Here is a 15,774-nt window from a genome sequence, read left to right on the forward strand (position 1 = left end):
CGCACAACGTCCGGAACGCCCTTGCCGTTCCGTCGGAACCGGTAAGATAGAGATTGACATATGTCGCCCATAGACGATTCTGAAAGAGCTTTTTTTATATATGATTGGCCGTTGCCAAACGGTAAGTATCCCTGGGCGGCCAGGAAAATTTCAGGAAAATCACGACAATGAGCAAGACAGATTTCATCGGCAAGGCTTCCGCCGCCGCAGGTGGCTGGGGCGCGCTTAAAAGCGTTGGCAAACGGCTGATGGAATCCGGCGCGCCGATTTCCGGCGCACGCACGCTGCTGAAGGCAAACCAGCCGGATGGATTCGATTGCCCGGGCTGCGCATGGGGCGATCCGGAGCATGGCTCTTCCTTCGAATTCTGCGAAAACGGCGTCAAGGCGGTCGCTTGGGAAGCAACGGAAGCCCGGGTACCGCCGGATTTTTTCGCTACCCGCACCGTCTCCGAACTGCGCGGCTGGTCTGACTACGATCTGGAAAAACAGGGCCGCCTCACCCACCCGATGCGTTACGACCGGGCGAGCGACAAATATCTGCCGGTCTCCTGGGACGACGCCTTTGCCGAAATCGGCGGCGTTCTCAATAGCCTCGACAGCCCGGACCGGGCGGAATTCTACACATCCGGCCGCGCCTCCAACGAGGCAGCCTTCATCTATCAATTGATGGTTCGGCTTTACGGCACGAACAATTTTCCCGACTGCTCCAACATGTGCCACGAGGCAAGCGGTGTCGGCCTGAAAGCCTCGATCGGCGTCGGCAAGGGCACGGTGCTCCTGGAAGACTTCGAGCAGGCAGACGCGATCTTCGTAATCGGCCAAAATCCCGGCACGAACCACCCGCGCATGCTGGGCGACCTGCGCCGGGCAGCGCTTCGCGGCGCGAAAATCGTCGTCCTCAATCCGATCAAGGAAAAGGGTCTGGAGCGCTTCGCCGATCCGCAGGACAAGATCGAGATGATCACCGGCGGCAACACCAAGATCGCCACGAATTATTACCAGCCCCGGCAAGGCGGCGACATGGCGGTGGTGCGCGGCATGAGCAAGGCGATCTTTGCAGCCGACGACGCCGCAAGGACTGCCGGAGAATCTGCCATCATCGATTACGACTTCATCGCCGAACATGCGGTCGAGTTCGAGGCTTATCGTGATGCCGTCGAGGCAACCAGCTGGGAAAGCATTCTCGACCAGTCCGGCCTCACCCGCGCAGAAATCGAAGAAGCCGCCTGCATCTACATGAATGCCGGCTCCGTCATCGCCACCTGGGCCATGGGCGTCACCCAGCATCGCCACTCTGTCATCATGGTTCGCGAAATCACCAACTTCATGTTGCTGCGCGGCAATATCGGCCGCCCCGGTGCCGGTCTTTGCCCGGTACGCGGCCATTCCAACGTTCAGGGTGATCGCACGGTCGGTATCGATGAAAAAGCGCCGCCGGCGCTGCTAGACGCACTGGAAAAAGAACTCGGCGTCGCCATGCCGCGCAAACCCGGCCACAACACCGTCGAAGCAGTAGCCGCCATGCTGGCTGGCGAGGCGCAAACCTTCATCGCGCTCGGCGGCAACTTCATGCGGGCAACGCCCGACAGTCCGCTGATCGTCAAGGCTTTTGAAAATCAGAAACTGACGGTCAATATCGCCACCAAGCTCAACCATTCGCATCTGGTGCCGGGCGAAATCTCCTTCGTGCTGCCCTGCCTTGGCCGAACGGAAATCGACCGTAATTCTGCGGGCAAGCCGCAGATCGTCACGGTCGAGGATTCCATGAGCATGGTGCATGGTTCCGGCGGCATCAATCCGCCTGCCTCGGAGGAACTACGCTCCGAAGTCGCCATCGTTGCCGGCATTGCGCAAGCGACCCTTGGCAATGCGCAGGTCGACTGGAAAGCGCTTGCCGAGGATTACGATCTCATCCGAGACATGATCGAGCGGGTCATCCCCTGTTTCGACAATTTCAACGAACGCGTCCGCGTGCCGCGCGGTTTTCGCCTGCGCAACACGGCCTCCGAACGGGAATGGAACACGCCGGCAAAAAAGGCCGTCTTTTATAGCGGCCCGCTTCCCGAACAGACTGAGCATCAGCAGGCGCTCACGGGCGACAATCTTTTCGTGCTGCAGACATTCCGCAGCCACGACCAATACAACACCACGATTTACGGCATGGACGACCGTTATCGCGGCGTTTATGGCGAACGCCAGGTCATCTTCATGAATCCTGCGGATATGGAGGCGCTGGGCGCCCACTCCCGCCAGCGGGTCGATGTCATCGGCGAATATGGCGATGGCGTGGAGCGGATCGCCCAAAATTTCCGGTTGGTCCCCTACAATATTCCGCGCGGCAGTGTCGGCGGATATTATCCCGAACTGAACGTGCTGGTGCCGCTGTCAAGCTATGGCGAAGGCAGCTTCACGCCAACGTCGAAATCGGTACTCGTCTCCTTCCGCCTGCTTGCCGGTTCCGCCTCTTGAACAGGATGGCTTGATGGGTGAGGAACAATCTGCAGCGGCTTTCATGGCAGCGGTGGAGCAGATCGTGCAAGGATCGTCGCAGGCGCTTTCGGCCACGTGCGCGGCGATCCTTCTTGCCATCAATATGGATATCGCCACCGACAGCCGCAGCATCGCCAATCGGCTGGGACTTGCGCATGCCCTCGTCCTGCGCGAAATCTCCGCCCTGTCACCGCGCTTTGTGCGGGTGACGAAACGCGACGCCCGCACCCAGCGCAGTTGGCTGGAGGTCACAGCGGAAGGACAGGCGCTCGCCGCGCTATCCTCTCAAACCTGAAACGAACGGAGCATTCCTTGGCAATCAGGCCGATCCTGTCCTACCCCCATGCCGGCCTTTCCGAGATTTGCGCGCCGGTCACTGTTTTTGACGACCACCTGCAAAATCTGGTCACGGACCTGATCGACACCATGCGCGCCGCCCCCGGCGTCGGCATCACCGCGGCTCACATCGGTGTAAAACAGCGCGTCTTCGTGCTTGAGCTGACGCCGGGAACCGTGTTGACATACATCAATCCCGAAATCGTCAGTCACTCCGCGCAGACCATGCGGCATGTGGAAGGCAGCGTCTCAATGCCGGGCTTCACCGAGGAGGTGGAACGTCCGTCTGAGGTCGAGGTGAGGTTTCAGGACGTAGCGGGCGTGGAACATCGAGAGAGCGCCAAGGGATTTCACGCCATCTGCATCCAGCACGAGATCGACCAGCTGGATGGTGTGTTCTGGCTGAAGCGCCTGTCGAAGCTGAAACGCGACCGGCTTGTGAAGAAATGGGAAAAATCCCGAAAGCCGTGACGATCAGCTAGCGATCGAAAGAGCAAAGTCCGCGTCGCCCTTCAAAGTGTTGCTGACGGTGCAGATATCTTCGGCCGCATGGGCAATTGCGGCGCGCGTCGCCTCATCGAAACTCCCGGCAATCTCCATCCTGATATCGAAACGGATGATGCGATAGGGCTCCTGCGCGGATTTCTCACCGGAAACGTCAACGAGCACGCTCTCGAAGCCGTCCAGCAACCCCATGCGGCTCGCCGCAATGCGGGCGCTGAGCGCCAGGCATGCCGCAAGCGACGAATAAAGGAGGTCGATCGGATTGAAGCCCGGCTCAGAGACACCCGTAACAATTTCCAGGGCGCCGCCGGTCACTGTCGAAATCAGTGGGCGACCAAGCCGCCCGACCTTGGCGGTGGCGCCAACCGGCCTTAACTTCACCTTTCCACCATCTATCATTCTAATATTCCTAATTTAATCGCGTGCAACCAATCGCATGGAACCAAAACCTGTCTGGCGCTTTTTACTCACACAACGGTGAACGACCGTTGAACCTTTATTATACAGGGAGCTGGGACCTATGGTTACATCTACGCTCGTCAGCATTCTGATCACCTTCCTGGTGATCGTGCTCGTCTTGTGGCTCATCGCACGACTGCCCGTCGGCGGCGGCGCGAAACAGATCGCGCAAGTCATCGTCATCATCATCGGCATTATTTCGCTGCTGAAATATCTCGCCGTCTTCTGATATCCCGGTAGCGTGCGAACAGAAAAAGGCGGCGAAAGCCGCCTCTTTTTTGCGCCATTTTTCATGACACTCGATAGCTATTGGCGCGGCTCGAACTGGTAGGTTTTTTTGAGAGTGATATCGCGAACGCTGCCGAGACCAAGAAACGGCGTATTTTCAGCATCGAAAATCGCCCTGCCCTTCGCCACGATCCAGCGGATGGAACCATCTGGCAGATGCACCTTGTAACGCTGGTCGAAAAACACGCCGGTAGTGATGCTTTCGAAAATTGCCCGCGCCACCTGATCGCGCATTTCCACATCTATTCTTTCGAGAATATCCTCAATCGACACACCTCGCGATGCCACCGCTTCGGAAAAGCCATGACACTCCGCAGTGACGGTGTCCATGATCAACCTATTGTCGGAAATGCTCCACATATAATAGCCGAGCGCATTGTCTGAATCCGCCTTGTCCCCCTGCACGAAAACCTCCAGACCTTTTTTTCTGACAAACGCTAACATCAGACCTCTAATATTCCACCCCTTGTTTTGAGGGGGTATTTAACCGGCTACTACAACGTGTATCGATATCCACCGAAATTTAATGGCGCCTGATCCGGATGCCGGTTTCGAAAGCACGACAATTTCAAAAAAAAGCGTCGCAAAGCCAACCGCTTGCACCTACATGACTGCAAGATGAAATGTCGAAGGATGCTCATATGCTGCGAACCGCTCTTACTTTTGGGTTGCTGTCGGCAACTGTCTTTCTAGCTGGCTGCCAGACGTGGCAAAGCCCTTATCGCGGAAACGAATGGCGGATGGACCAGGTCATGGATGGCGACCCCTACCGGGTCGGTGACGGCAATCGCGCGGGGAGACGCTAAGCCGCAAACATCTCATCCGAATGGCGGCAAGATCGATAGTCTGACGCCCTGAAATTTTACAGCCCGGGCTGCCGAGACGAAACAAGTCGAAGTCGCCCGAGGCGTATTTAATCGACGTAACTGCTTCTTCTTTTTTGGGAGGAGCAAAGCCAAACAATTGGCAGAAAAAGAAAAAACCCGCCGAAGCGGGTTTCTTTGGTGCGGTCGAGAAGACTCGAACTTCCACGGGTTGCCCCACAGCGACCTCAACGCTGCGCGTCTACCAATTCCGCCACGACCGCATCGTGGTAGGCGTCGACTTGCGCCGACGGGGGTGCATGTAGCAAAAGGATTTTGGGTGCACAAGAGCGTCGTGACAGTTTTTTGAAATTAAAAATCGGCCTGGCCCACCCTATATGCAGGAAGCCCGGAAATGCTGGGGTTGCAGCCTTCTCATCATTTTGCGAGAAGGCTGTGGAAAGGACTTTTTCATGCTCACACGCACGGATATCGAGACAAATATGCTGCCCGTTCCCGGCTCGCCGCCTGTTCGCTGGCGAATCTCGGAAGGTCTCGTGCCTTACGAACTGGCAATAGAAGAGATGGAACGCGAAGTTGCCGCCATAGCCAATGGCGTGGCCGACGAACTCGTGTGGCTTCTGGAGCACCCGCCACTCTACACGGCAGGCACCAGCGCCGATGTTGCCGACCTCATCGAGCCGGAGCGTTTTCCGGTCTTCGCCACCGGTCGCGGCGGCGAATATACCTATCACGGGCCGGGACAGCGCGTCGTTTACGTCATGCTCGACCTGAAACGCCGGCGCCAGGATGTCCGCGCCTATGTTGCCGCGCTGGAGAATGTCATCATCCGCACGCTCGACAAGATGAATGTCCATGGCGAACGGCGCGAAGACCGGGTTGGTGTCTGGGTCAGGCGTCCGGAAAAACCCCTGCTTCCCGATGGTAGCATGGCCGAGGACAAGATCGCCGCGCTCGGCATCCGGTTGCGCAAATGGGTGAGCTTTCACGGGCTGTCGATCAATGTCGATCCCGACCTCGCGCATTTTTCCGGCATCGTTCCCTGCGGCATCAGCGCCTATGGCGTGACCAGCCTTGTCGATCTTGGATTGCCGGTTATGATCGGCGATGTCGATGTTCTGCTGCGAGAAGCCTTTGAGGAGGTCTTTGGCCCGGCAGTGCCCGAAGCCGGCTCCGGCGGCTGAAACCCGCCGCAACTTTTTTATCGCCTGCCAGTGCATGCAATATCGATCACCACAAGAGGAGGAACGACAATGTTCACAACGTCAGCCTATGCCTGCGATGACGGTTCTTCGCCGATGAAGCTCGCGACCATCAAGCGTCGCGATCCCGGCCCGCGCGATGTCGAAATCGAAATCGAGTTCTGTGGCGTCTGCCACTCCGATATCCATACGGCCCGCAGCGAATGGCCGGGTTCTCTCTACCCCTGCGTCCCCGGCCACGAAATCATCGGCCGCGTCGGTCGGGTGGGCGCGCAGGTCACGAAATTCAAGGCGGGTGACCGCGTCGGCGTCGGCTGTATCGTCGACAGCTGCCGTGAATGCGCAAGCTGCGCCGAAGGGCTGGAGCAATATTGCGAAAACGGCATGACCGGCACCTATAACTCGCCTGACAAGGCCATGGGCGGCGGCGCACATACGCTTGGTGGTTATTCCGCCCATGTGGTCGTCGATGATCGCTATGTGCTGCGGATCCCCGAAGGGCTCGATCCAGCAGCCGCAGCACCCCTGCTCTGCGCCGGCATAACCACCTATTCGCCGCTGCGGCACTGGAATGCAGGTCCCGGCAAGCGTATCGGCGTCGTCGGTCTCGGTGGCCTCGGCCATATGGCAGTCAAGATCGCCAATGCCATGGGCGCTACGGTCGTGATGATCACCACCTCCCCCGGCAAGGCAGAAGACGCGAAAAAGCTCGGTGCCCATGAGGTGATCGTTTCACGCGATGCCGACCAGATGAAGAAAGCGGCTTCCAGCCTCGATCTTATCATCGACGCGGTTGCCGCCGATCACGACATCAACGCCTATCTTGCGTTGCTGAAGCGGGATGGCGCACTGGTGCAGGTCGGAGCGCCTGAGAAGCCGCTATCGGTGCACGCATTCAGCCTCATCCCCGGCCGCAAGACCTTCGCCGGCTCGATGATTGGCGGCATTCCCGAAACCCAGGAAATGCTGGATTTCTGCGCCGAAAAAGGCATCGCCGCCGAAATCGAGATGATCAATATCGATCAGATCAATGAGGCTTATGAACGCATGATAAAAAGCGATGTGCGTTATCGCTTCGTCATTGATATGAAGAGCCTGCCACGCCAGAAGGCCGCCTGACCTCGTCGAGGGGGAGCGCCCTCTGGCGCTCCTGTTTCCTCGTCAGACCTTTTGGTTGAAAGCGCAGCCCTACCCATGACCAGCCAGACCGGTTTGAACGATGTCGCCAAGGGCATGATGATCATGGCGGGCTGCATGTTCGTGCTGCCCGTCATGGATGCCATCGCCAAATACATGGCGGTGAGCGGCGGAATGTCACCGGCGCAGGTCACTTTCTACCGCTTCTTTTTCCAGCTTCTGTGCACCCTGCCCCTGCTGCTGCTGGTCTCACCCAAAGCGCTGTTCAGCGCCAGACGACCGTGGATGAACTGCCTGCGCGGCGTGCTGCATGCCAGTGCCAGCCTGATGTTCTTCGCCGCCGTCAAATACATGCCACTCGCCGATGTCTTTGCCATCTATTTCGTCGAGCCATTCATGCTGACGATGATGTCGGCCCTTTTCCTCGGCGACAGGGTCGGCTGGAAACGCTGGACAGCGATTGCGGTGGGTTTCGGCGGCGCTCTGATCGTCATTCAGCCGAGTTTTGAGATTTTCGGCTGGACATCGCTCCTGCCGGTCGCCTGCGCATTTCTCTACACGCTCTACCTGTTCCTTAACCGCGCTATCGGCGATGCCGACAGTCCGCTTGTCATGCAGACCATGTCCGGCATTGCCGGCACGGTGTTCATGGCGGCAGCCCTTCTGGCCGGCGACGCCTACGGTGACAAGGATTTCGCGATCTCGCTTCCGCAATCCGGCTTCACCCTCACCCTGCTCATCGTGTTAGGGTCGATATCCGGCTATATGCATCTCCTGATCGTCAGGGCCTTCAGGCTGGCGCCGCTGTCGCTTCTGGCACCATTCCAGTATTTCGAAATCATCTCGGCGACGGTTCTCGGTTATGCGCTGTTTTCGGATTTTCCGACGCCATCGAAATGGCTCGGCATCCTTATCATCGTTGCATCCGGCCTTTTCATCATCTGGCGCGAGCGTGTACAGACGGAAGCGAACCCGCCGCTCGACGGACAATGACACCCAGAACGCTTTCAGGCGCCCGAGGGCTGCGGTCCTTAGTCGTGATGGTCCTGCGCCTCCACAAGGCTACCGAGCAGCCACAGCGAAACCTCGGCGGCCTCTCCGGCGGATTTGAAGCGGTATGAGCCGCTATATTTCGGCGTATCGAAAAACGTAACGACGAAACCGTCACCGCTTTCCAGACTTTCGACCCTTATCCGCTCGGGATCGATCATCAGGCACACATAATGGGATCCCATATTGCGCATGAAGCCGGCCTTGTTGTCGTGCAACCGCACGAAGGCTGCGCCGCCATCCACCGTCATATGCAGGCTTCTGATCGCCTCGGTGGGAAACGCGCGGGCAAAATCCATGATCGCCTGCCCCACATCGTGGTTATTGTCCTCATCCGTTGCCCGTGTCATGCGCCAGGCATAAACAGCGAAGACCGCAAGCAGCACGAAAACGATTATCCAGACCGCCATATTCATGCGGGAAGGCTCCCTCAGCACCGAAACATCGCGATTCGCGAATCGAAACGATGCGAACCCGGCTCAAGCTCTTAAACACCGAGGCTTGCGTGAAGTGTGGCTCTTCGGCCTCGACGCGAAAATTGCTCCGATCTGTCTGCGCGATGTGCAGTTCGAGCGATCAGAAACGCTTGAGGAAAGACGCCTTTGCCAGCAGCCATTGCCGGCGAAGCTGCGACAGTTGCACTTCGCCTTCAAACACGCCCGCTCCCGCCTTTCTGGCAGCGGCGATGACCGGGCCGGACAAGGCAACGGGAAGATAGGCCGCAAAGACATTCCGGGACATCTTGGCGCGTCTCGCCTTCTCGATGTGATCAAGCGCGTGCGTTGCAAAAATCTCGATGGCGATGCCGATGCGTTGTTTGTCGTCGCCTTCTAGAAACGTCTCGCGATCAAGCCCGGCAGCTGCAAGCATATCCGCGGGAATGTAGACCTGCCCACGACGACGGTGCAGCGGCATCAGCATTAGAATGCCGGCCATGGCCTGCGCAACCCCCGCATGTCCCGCAGCTTCCGCACTTGCTGGAGTGTCTTCCGGCGAAAGCACAAGGCTCGCCAGCTGGATCAGTGCCGAGGCGGTCTCCCCCGCATAGCCTTCGAGCGCGTTACGATCCACGAACAGATCGTCATAAAGATCGAAGATGCGCGCCTCGATCATATTGGCAAGAACCGGTCGCGGCAGGCGATGTTGCTCGATCGCCAACGAAAGAGCGGCAGCAACGGGGTGAGACTGGCTGTCCCCATGCGCATTGCCATCAAGGAGATCGCGCCACCATTGCATACGAACTTCGCCAGGCAGCGCCTCGCGCACGGAATCGCGGATTCGGGCAATTTCGGCATTGAAGGCGTAAAGCGCGGCAAGCGCTGCGCGCTTGTCGGCCGGAGACAGAAGGCACGCGAGATAGCGGTCGCGATCGGTGTCGCGCAGCGTCGCGAGGCAGACGTCTAGATTCTCTGTGGGTGCCATGTTTCCCCGCGCGAAACGTCCTGTCAGCCTTCGACGGCAATCAGCGCCGCAGCCACGGCGCGCGATTCCGAAAGCATGATATTATAGGTGCGAACGGCAGCACCCGTGCTCATCGGATCGACCGAAATGCCCGCTTGCCTGAAGGCTTCGCGCAATTCCTTCGGCAAGACCCGCATGCCATCACCCGTGCCGATCAAAAGAACTTCGATATCCTGCGCATCAGCCAGAACCTTGTCGAAATGCTCAAGCGTCAATTCTTTCACATCAACCGGGCTCCAGCCGTGAATGCCGGAAGGCAACAACAGGAGAGAGCCGCGGTGCGACATGTCTGCGAAACGGAAACCGCCATTGCCATAGGCATCGATGGGCGCCCGGCCGGGAAAATGGGCCGGGCGTATTTCAATCCCGCCGGCCATCAGACGGCAGGCTTGCCGCCGATGGCATTGCCGGACTTCTCATCCTTCTCGTCTTCCGCATCCTTGCTGTCGGGACGCAGCTTGAAGGCGATCAGCACCGGAGCCGCGATATAGACCGAGGAGAAAACGCCGATACCGACGCCGAACAACATTGCGAAGGTGAAGGAACGAATGACCTCGCCACCGAACAGATACAGGGCCAGCAGTGCCAGAAGCACGGTCAGACCGGTAAGGATCGTGCGCGAAAGGGTCTGGTTCAGCGATACGTCGATGATCATCGAAAGTGGCATCTTCTTGTATCGCCGGAGGTTTTCACGGACACGGTCGTAGATGACCACCGTATCGTTCAGCGAATAACCGATGATCGTCAGGATCGCCGCGATACTGGTCAGGTTGAACTCTATACCCAGGAAGACGAACAGGCCGATGGTGAAGACCACGTCGTGCACCATCGAAATGACCGCACCCAGTGCAAACTGCCACTCGAAGCGAACCCAGATGTAGATCATGATCGCCGCCATGGCGAGCACAACGCCGATCGTGGAGGTCACGGTCAGGTCACCGGACACGGCCGGACCAACGACTTCCACGCGACGGAAATCATACTTGTCCTGCAACTCGCCGCGCACCAGGGTGATTGCCGACTGCTCGGCATTTTCGCCGCCGTCCTGCGCCTGAATGCGTATGAGAACGTCCTGCGGCGTGCCGAAATTCTGTGCCTGGATTTCACCGAGGTTCAGCTGGTTCAGACGCTCGCGAATATCTGCAAGATCGGCCTCACCCTGCTTGGCGCGCACTTCGATAACCGAGCCGCCCTGGAAATCGATGCCGAGGTTCAGGCCCTTGGCGATGAAGCCGCCGACGCAGGCGAGCATGATCACACCGGTGATCATGAAAACCACACGGCGATAACGCATGAACGGAATGTCGCGACCGTCGAACATGGCGGTGCGTACACCCTTCGGCAGATGTTTCGGACGGCTGCGGCGAACCCAGTAGCCAAACATCCAGGCCGTCAGCGTATAGGCCGTGAAGACGGTGGTGATGATACCGACCGCAAGCGTGACGGCAAAGCCCTTGACCGGACCCGTGCCCATGTAGAACAGCACGCTTGCAACGATCAGCGTCGTCAGGTTGGCGTCGATAATGGTCGCAAAGGCGCGCGTGAAACCATTATCCAGTGACTGGATCAGCGGTTTTCCGCTCTTCACCTCTTCGCGTATTCGCTCGTAGATCAGAACGTTGGAGTCCACCGCCATACCGATCGTCAAGACGATACCCGCAATACCGGGCAAGGTGAGCGTAGATCCGATCACACTGAGGACGGCGATCAGCATGACCACGTTGACGATGAGGGCGATGTTCGCAAGCAGGCCGAAGAAGCCATAAAAGACGAACATGAAGATGAGGACGCCGACGGCGCCGATGGCGCTTGCCGTGAGGCCGGCGGTAATGGAGTCGTTACCAAGGCTCGGACCGACGGTGCGTTCCTCAACCACGGTCAGCGTGGCCGGAAGTGCGCCCGCACGCAACAGGACTGCAAGGTCGTTGGCGCCCTGAACCGAGAAACTGCCGGAAATCTGTCCCGAACCGCCGATGATCGGCTCACGGATGACAGGTGCGGAAATGACCTGATTGTCGAGCACGATGGCGAAAGGCTTGCCGACATTCTGCTGCGTCGCCTGCGCAAAGCGCTGCGCACCGCGGCTGTCGAAACGGAAGGTGACGACGGGTTCGTTGGTCTGCTGGTTGAAGCTTGCCTGCGCATCGACGAGGTTGTCGCCGGAAACGAGCGCGCGGCGTTCCACCAGATAGGGAACCGGCGGATCGTCCTGCGAATAAAGAACCTCTGAGGTCGCGGGCGGACGGCCATTCATCGCTTCCTGCACCGGCATGGTGGTATCGACCATGCGGAAGGACAGCTTTGCCGTCTGGTTGAGAAGCGATTTCAGGCGCTGCGGATCCTGGAGGCCCGGCACCTGTACGATGATGCGGTCGGAACCTTGACGCTGGATGAGAGGTTCGGTGGTGCCGACTTCGTCAACGCGGCGGCGCACGACTTCGATGGACTGCGATACGGCCGAGGACAGGCGATAATCCACGCCTTCATCGGTCAGGTTGAGCCGCAGCAGATTGTCGCCGCCGTCGTTCATCGTCACTTCTGTGATGGAACCGCCGACCAGCGTTCCGGCGGACACCGGCTGCGTCAGGTCGCGAAGCGCGGTTTTCGCCGCTTCATATTGAGCGGGATCGCTGATGCGAACCTGGATCTGCTGGCCGTTGCCGGTAAGCCCCGAATAGCGGATGTTGGCGTCGCGAAGCTGCGTGCGCACGTCACCCACGATCGTTTCAAGCCGTTCCTTGACGATGTCGGAACGCTCGATCTTGAGCATGATGTGCGAGCCGCCCTGAAGGTCGAGACCGAGCGTTACCTTGTTGTCCTTGTACCAGGCAGGCATGCCCTCCAGCTGCTTGTCCGAAAACAGGTTGGGAGATGCGATGAAGACGCTTGCCAGCACAAGCAACCAGATAAAGACTGTTTTCCAACGGGAAAAATGAAGCATTTCGATCTCGGTCAGGGTTGGGGTTGCGCGATGCGCAACCCGTCAAATTCGGAAGCGGACGTTCAATTATCCGGCAGGATCAGGAAGCGGCTTCCGTCTTGACCACTTCGCCCTTCACGCGCACTTCGGCAATGTAAGCACGAGCGGCACGGATTTTCACGCCTTCGGCGATTTCGACTTCGAGTTCATTGTCGTCGATGACCTTGGTCACCTTGCCAACGATGCCGCCACCAAGAACGACCTGATCGCCACGGCGAATATTGGTCAACGTTTCCTGACGCTTCTTCATCTGCGCGCGCTGCGGGCGAATGAGGAAAAAGTACCAGACCACCATAAGCGGTGCAAACAGGAAAAGCATCTCAAGGCCGGAACCGAATGCAGACGCGCCGCCCGCCGTGTCCTGGGCAAAAGCTTGACTAATGAACATATAAAACTCCTCAACGATTACAGCACGACCTCGTATGCCGCCCCAGCTTTCAAGCCGCCGGAATATAGTGGGGAACGCCGGGAATGCAACAGATGCAGAAGCCACGCCGTACCGATTCCGGACCTCTTAACCTTTATGGGCCTGAAACGCCATGCTAGGCCGGGTTGAAAACATCGTTATGAACATCGGATAAGCGGAAGAAACACCATGATTCGAGAAGAGACGGCCACCCTGCTTCTTGCCGAACTGCGCCGGCTTAACGTCGCCATGGAACGGTTGGCAGGCCCGGCACCTGCCGTGAACGACTGGAATGCGGCGGATTGCTTTGTCTGGACGCCGGTCAATTCCTTTCTGCAGCCGGTCTCGCGTCCGAACCGCATTGCGCTGAAACTCATTCGCGGCGTCGATCATGTGCGCGATATCCTGCACGAGAACACGCTGCGTTTTGCCGATGGTTTTCCCGCCAACAACGTGCTGCTCTGGGGCGCACGCGGCATGGGCAAATCCTCGCTGGTCAAGGCCGTTCACGAAGATGTGCGCGCCGCAAGCGGCGTTCCCTTTAAGCTGGTCGAGGTGCATCGCGAAGATATCCACACCCTGCCCGCCTTGCTGGATATATTGAAAGCTTCCGGCGAACGCGTCATCGTCTTCTGCGACGACCTCTCCTTCGATCACGACGACACGGCCTACAAGTCGCTGAAGGCAGCCCTCGATGGCGGCATAGAGGGGCGTCCGGACAATGTGCTGTTCTATGCCACGTCCAATCGCCGTCATCTTCTGCCGCGCCACATGATGGAGAACGAGCAATCGACCGCCATCAACCCTTCGGAAGCTGTTGAGGAAAAGGTCTCGTTGTCGGACCGCTTCGGCCTGTGGCTCGGCTTCCACAAATGCGGCCAGGAAGACTATCTGACGATGATTGACAGCTATGCCGAACATTTCGATCTCGGCCTTGATCGCGAAACCCTGCATCACGAGGCGCTGGAATGGGCGACCACGCGCGGCGGCCGCTCCGGTCGCGTCGCCTGGCAATATATTCAGGATGCCGCCGGGCGCCTGAGAAAATCAATCGACAGATAACGCCACCGTGACATCTGGCGAGAGCCGGTGTCGTTGCGGATATAGGCGTTGTCGTATTCCCGACCGCCACATCGCCCGCCAAATGGTTTGCTGCACATATTCGGCGTAATGCCGGGTATCTGCGGCGGGCGGTGATCAAGAGGCAGGCGAAGTTTGTCCAGACGCGCCGATTGTTCTTCTTTCCATCCCTTCGCCGATTGAGATTCCACGCGAGCCGCATACGGGTCCGCGCATGAGTTTTGACGATATCCTGTCCGCGGAGGAGCGGGCCGGTATTGGTGTTCAACCCAAGGAGGAGATGGATATGAGCAAAAACAGAGGCGTCGTCTATTTGCGCCCCGGCCAGGTCGAGGTCCGCGACATCGATGATCCGAAGCTGGAGGCGCCGGATGGCCGCCGTATCGAGCACGGTGTCATTCTCAAGGTTATTTCCACGAATATCTGCGGTTCGGACCAGCATATGGTGCGCGGCCGCACCTCGGCGATGCCCGGCCTGGTCCTTGGCCATGAGATCACCGGCGAAGTCATTGAAAAAGGCGTCGACGTCGAGATGCTTGATATCGGCGATATCGTCTCGGTGCCGTTCAACGTCGCCTGCGGTCGCTGCCGCTGCTGCAAGTCGCAGGATACCGGTGTGTGCCTGACGGTGAACCCCGCCCGTGCCGGCGGCGCCTACGGTTATGTTGACATGGGCGGCTGGATCGGCGGACAGGCCAGATACGTCACCATTCCCTATGCCGACTTCAACCTTCTGAAATTTCCCGACCGCGACAGGGCGATGTCCAAGATCCGCGACCTTACCATGCTCTCGGACATCCTGCCGACCGGCTTTCATGGCGCGGTCAAGGCCGGCGTCGGTGTCGGCTCCACGGTCTATGTCGCGGGCGCCGGTCCGGTCGGTCTGGCGGCTGCCGCGTCTGCCCGTATTCTCGGTGCCGCCGTCGTCATGATCGGTGATTTCAACAAGGATCGCCTCGCGCACGCCGCCAAGGTCGGCTTCGAGCCCGTCGATCTTTCCAAGGGTGACCGGCTGGGCGACATGATTGCCGAGATCGTCGGCACCAACGAGGTCGATAGCGCCATCGATGCCGTCGGTTTCGAAGCGCGTGGCCATTCGGGCGGCGAACAGCCGGCCATCGTTCTTAACCAGATGATGGAAATCACCCGTGCCGCCGGCTCGATCGGCATTCCCGGCCTTTACGTCACCGAAGACCCAGGTGCGGTCGATGCCGCAGCAAAACAGGGCAGCCTGTCGCTTCGCTTCGGTCTCGGTTGGGCCAAGGCACAATCTTTCCATACCGGCCAGACGCCGGTGCTGAAATACAATCGCCAGCTCATGCAGTCGATCCTGCACGACCGCCTGCCCATTGCCGACATCGTCAATGCCAAGATCATCGCACTCGACGACGCCGTACAGGGATATGAAAGCTTCGACCAGGGCGCCGCAACCAAGTTCGTGCTCGATCCGCACGGCGATCTGCTGAAGTCGGCCTGATATCGGCGGCTTAAGACCCCCGAGATGGGAAACGCCCGCGACAGATATTGTCGCGGGCGTTTTTGCCCGCATCCACAT

16 protein-coding genes and 1 tRNA gene are annotated in these 15,774 nt (G+C 58.8%); 9 read left to right on the plus strand and 8 right to left on the minus strand.

The window, feature by feature from the left end:
* The first annotated feature begins 167 nt into the window (after positions 1–167).
* Genes GH784_RS19765 through GH784_RS19775 form a run of 3 tightly spaced genes read left to right on the plus strand, consistent with a single transcriptional unit; the run spans position 168 to position 3,299 of the window.
* Positions 168–2,471: an FdhF/YdeP family oxidoreductase gene (locus GH784_RS19765; RefSeq protein WP_065702496.1), complete on the plus strand. Its 2,304-nt coding sequence runs from the start codon at positions 168–170 to the stop codon at positions 2,469–2,471.
* A gap of 13 nt (positions 2,472–2,484) precedes the next feature.
* Entirely contained in the window at positions 2,485–2,787 is a 303-nt protein-coding gene (locus GH784_RS19770; RefSeq protein WP_013636181.1) for a hypothetical protein, read from the plus strand.
* Positions 2,788–2,804: 17 nt separating this feature from the next.
* Positions 2,805–3,299 (plus strand): peptide deformylase, encoded by a 495-nt coding sequence (locus tag GH784_RS19775; protein WP_065702495.1) that lies wholly within the window; start codon positions 2,805–2,807, stop codon positions 3,297–3,299.
* Positions 3,300–3,302: 3 nt separating this feature from the next.
* On the opposite strand, the gene GH784_RS19780 is transcribed toward GH784_RS19775, so the two are convergent.
* Positions 3,303–3,731 carry an OsmC family protein gene (locus GH784_RS19780; RefSeq protein WP_003515329.1) on the minus strand — a complete coding sequence of 143 codons (429 nt, stop codon included), beginning with the start codon at positions 3,729–3,731 and terminating at the stop codon, positions 3,303–3,305.
* 121 nt (positions 3,732–3,852) lie between these two features.
* On the opposite strand from GH784_RS19780, the gene GH784_RS19785 reads away from it, so the two are divergent.
* On the plus strand, positions 3,853–4,020 hold the full coding sequence (locus tag GH784_RS19785) for a Thivi_2564 family membrane protein (RefSeq protein WP_003502827.1): 168 nt from the start codon (positions 3,853–3,855) through the stop codon (positions 4,018–4,020).
* Between the two features lie 77 nt (positions 4,021–4,097).
* Here GH784_RS19785 and GH784_RS19790 read toward each other — a convergent pair whose 3' ends face one another.
* Both GH784_RS19790 and GH784_RS19795 read right to left on the minus strand, forming a co-directional pair.
* The gene (locus tag GH784_RS19790) at positions 4,098–4,523 is read right to left on the minus strand and encodes a PAS domain-containing protein (protein ID WP_003515332.1); all 426 of its coding nucleotides are present in this window, start codon (positions 4,521–4,523) and stop codon (positions 4,098–4,100) included.
* Positions 4,524–5,081: 558 nt separating this feature from the next.
* Positions 5,082–5,166: transfer RNA gene (locus GH784_RS19795), tRNA-Leu, on the minus strand.
* Between the two features lie 189 nt (positions 5,167–5,355).
* On the opposite strand from GH784_RS19795, the gene lipB reads away from it, so the two are divergent.
* The 3 genes from lipB (at position 5,356) to GH784_RS19810 (ending at position 8,235) form a co-directional block, all read left to right on the plus strand.
* Positions 5,356–6,087, plus strand: coding sequence for a lipoyl(octanoyl) transferase LipB (gene lipB / locus GH784_RS19800; protein ID WP_065702552.1), 732 nt, complete (start codon positions 5,356–5,358; stop codon positions 6,085–6,087).
* A 69-nt stretch (positions 6,088–6,156) separates the two neighbouring features.
* On the plus strand, positions 6,157–7,224 hold the full coding sequence (locus tag GH784_RS19805) for an NAD(P)-dependent alcohol dehydrogenase (protein WP_003515339.1): 1,068 nt from the start codon (positions 6,157–6,159) through the stop codon (positions 7,222–7,224).
* 75 nt (positions 7,225–7,299) lie between these two features.
* Entirely contained in the window at positions 7,300–8,235 is a 936-nt protein-coding gene (locus GH784_RS19810) for a DMT family transporter (RefSeq protein WP_038491061.1), read from the plus strand.
* A gap of 38 nt (positions 8,236–8,273) precedes the next feature.
* Here the strand turns inward: GH784_RS19810 and GH784_RS19815 are convergent, their stop codons facing one another.
* The 5 genes from GH784_RS19815 to yajC form a co-directional block, all read right to left on the minus strand.
* Positions 8,274–8,708, minus strand: a complete 435-nt coding sequence (locus GH784_RS19815; protein ID WP_065702494.1) for a hypothetical protein — start codon at positions 8,706–8,708, stop codon at positions 8,274–8,276.
* 160 nt (positions 8,709–8,868) lie between these two features.
* Positions 8,869–9,714: a phytoene/squalene synthase family protein gene (locus GH784_RS19820; protein ID WP_019566236.1), complete on the minus strand. Its 846-nt coding sequence runs from the start codon at positions 9,712–9,714 to the stop codon at positions 8,869–8,871.
* 23 nt (positions 9,715–9,737) lie between these two features.
* A complete protein-coding gene (locus GH784_RS19825) occupies positions 9,738–10,130 on the minus strand; it encodes an Mth938-like domain-containing protein (RefSeq protein ID WP_003515346.1) in 393 nt (130 codons plus the stop codon).
* On the minus strand, positions 10,130–12,694 hold the full coding sequence (gene secDF / locus GH784_RS19830; RefSeq protein ID WP_065702493.1) for a protein translocase subunit SecDF: 2,565 nt from the start codon (positions 12,692–12,694) through the stop codon (positions 10,130–10,132). The genes GH784_RS19825 and secDF overlap by 1 nt, the downstream gene beginning before the upstream one ends.
* 79 nt (positions 12,695–12,773) lie before the next feature.
* The gene (gene yajC / locus GH784_RS19835) at positions 12,774–13,121 is read right to left on the minus strand and encodes a preprotein translocase subunit YajC (RefSeq protein ID WP_003515350.1); all 348 of its coding nucleotides are present in this window, start codon (positions 13,119–13,121) and stop codon (positions 12,774–12,776) included.
* Positions 13,122–13,328: 207 nt separating this feature from the next.
* On the opposite strand from yajC, the gene GH784_RS19840 reads away from it, so the two are divergent.
* Both GH784_RS19840 and fdhA read left to right on the plus strand, forming a co-directional pair.
* Positions 13,329–14,201, plus strand: coding sequence for an ATP-binding protein (locus tag GH784_RS19840; RefSeq protein WP_065702492.1), 873 nt, complete (start codon positions 13,329–13,331; stop codon positions 14,199–14,201).
* A gap of 304 nt (positions 14,202–14,505) precedes the next feature.
* On the plus strand, positions 14,506–15,696 hold the full coding sequence (gene fdhA / locus GH784_RS19845; protein ID WP_025593503.1) for a formaldehyde dehydrogenase, glutathione-independent: 1,191 nt from the start codon (positions 14,506–14,508) through the stop codon (positions 15,694–15,696).
* The last annotated feature ends 78 nt before the right edge of the window (positions 15,697–15,774 follow it).

Source organism: Agrobacterium tumefaciens, from assembly GCF_009649785.1.
In the GTDB taxonomy this organism is placed as follows: domain Bacteria; phylum Pseudomonadota; class Alphaproteobacteria; order Rhizobiales; family Rhizobiaceae; genus Agrobacterium; species Agrobacterium tumefaciens.

Excerpts from the sequence above, each read along its gene's own strand:
- GH784_RS19765 (WP_065702496.1), top strand. The coding sequence starts at position 168 with ATGAGCAAGACAGATTTCATCGGCAAGGCTTCCGCCGCCGCAGGTGGC.
- GH784_RS19770 (WP_013636181.1), top strand. The coding sequence starts at position 2,485 with ATGGGTGAGGAACAATCTGCAGCGGCTTTCATGGCAGCGGTGGAGCAG.
- GH784_RS19780 (WP_003515329.1), bottom strand. The coding sequence starts at position 3,731 with ATGATAGATGGTGGAAAGGTGAAGTTAAGGCCGGTTGGCGCCACCGCC.
- GH784_RS19785 (WP_003502827.1), top strand. The coding sequence starts at position 3,853 with ATGGTTACATCTACGCTCGTCAGCATTCTGATCACCTTCCTGGTGATC.
- GH784_RS19790 (WP_003515332.1), bottom strand. The coding sequence starts at position 4,523 with ATGTTAGCGTTTGTCAGAAAAAAAGGTCTGGAGGTTTTCGTGCAGGGG.
- lipB (WP_065702552.1), top strand. The coding sequence starts at position 5,356 with ATGCTCACACGCACGGATATCGAGACAAATATGCTGCCCGTTCCCGGC.
- GH784_RS19805 (WP_003515339.1), top strand. The coding sequence starts at position 6,157 with ATGTTCACAACGTCAGCCTATGCCTGCGATGACGGTTCTTCGCCGATG.
- GH784_RS19810 (WP_038491061.1), top strand. The coding sequence starts at position 7,300 with ATGACCAGCCAGACCGGTTTGAACGATGTCGCCAAGGGCATGATGATC.
- GH784_RS19815 (WP_065702494.1), bottom strand. The coding sequence starts at position 8,708 with ATGAATATGGCGGTCTGGATAATCGTTTTCGTGCTGCTTGCGGTCTTC.
- GH784_RS19820 (WP_019566236.1), bottom strand. The coding sequence starts at position 9,714 with ATGGCACCCACAGAGAATCTAGACGTCTGCCTCGCGACGCTGCGCGAC.
- GH784_RS19825 (WP_003515346.1), bottom strand. The coding sequence starts at position 10,130 with ATGGCCGGCGGGATTGAAATACGCCCGGCCCATTTTCCCGGCCGGGCG.
- secDF (WP_065702493.1), bottom strand. The coding sequence starts at position 12,694 with ATGCTTCATTTTTCCCGTTGGAAAACAGTCTTTATCTGGTTGCTTGTG.
- yajC (WP_003515350.1), bottom strand. The coding sequence starts at position 13,121 with ATGTTCATTAGTCAAGCTTTTGCCCAGGACACGGCGGGCGGCGCGTCT.
- GH784_RS19840 (WP_065702492.1), top strand. The coding sequence starts at position 13,329 with ATGATTCGAGAAGAGACGGCCACCCTGCTTCTTGCCGAACTGCGCCGG.
- fdhA (WP_025593503.1), top strand. The coding sequence starts at position 14,506 with ATGAGCAAAAACAGAGGCGTCGTCTATTTGCGCCCCGGCCAGGTCGAG.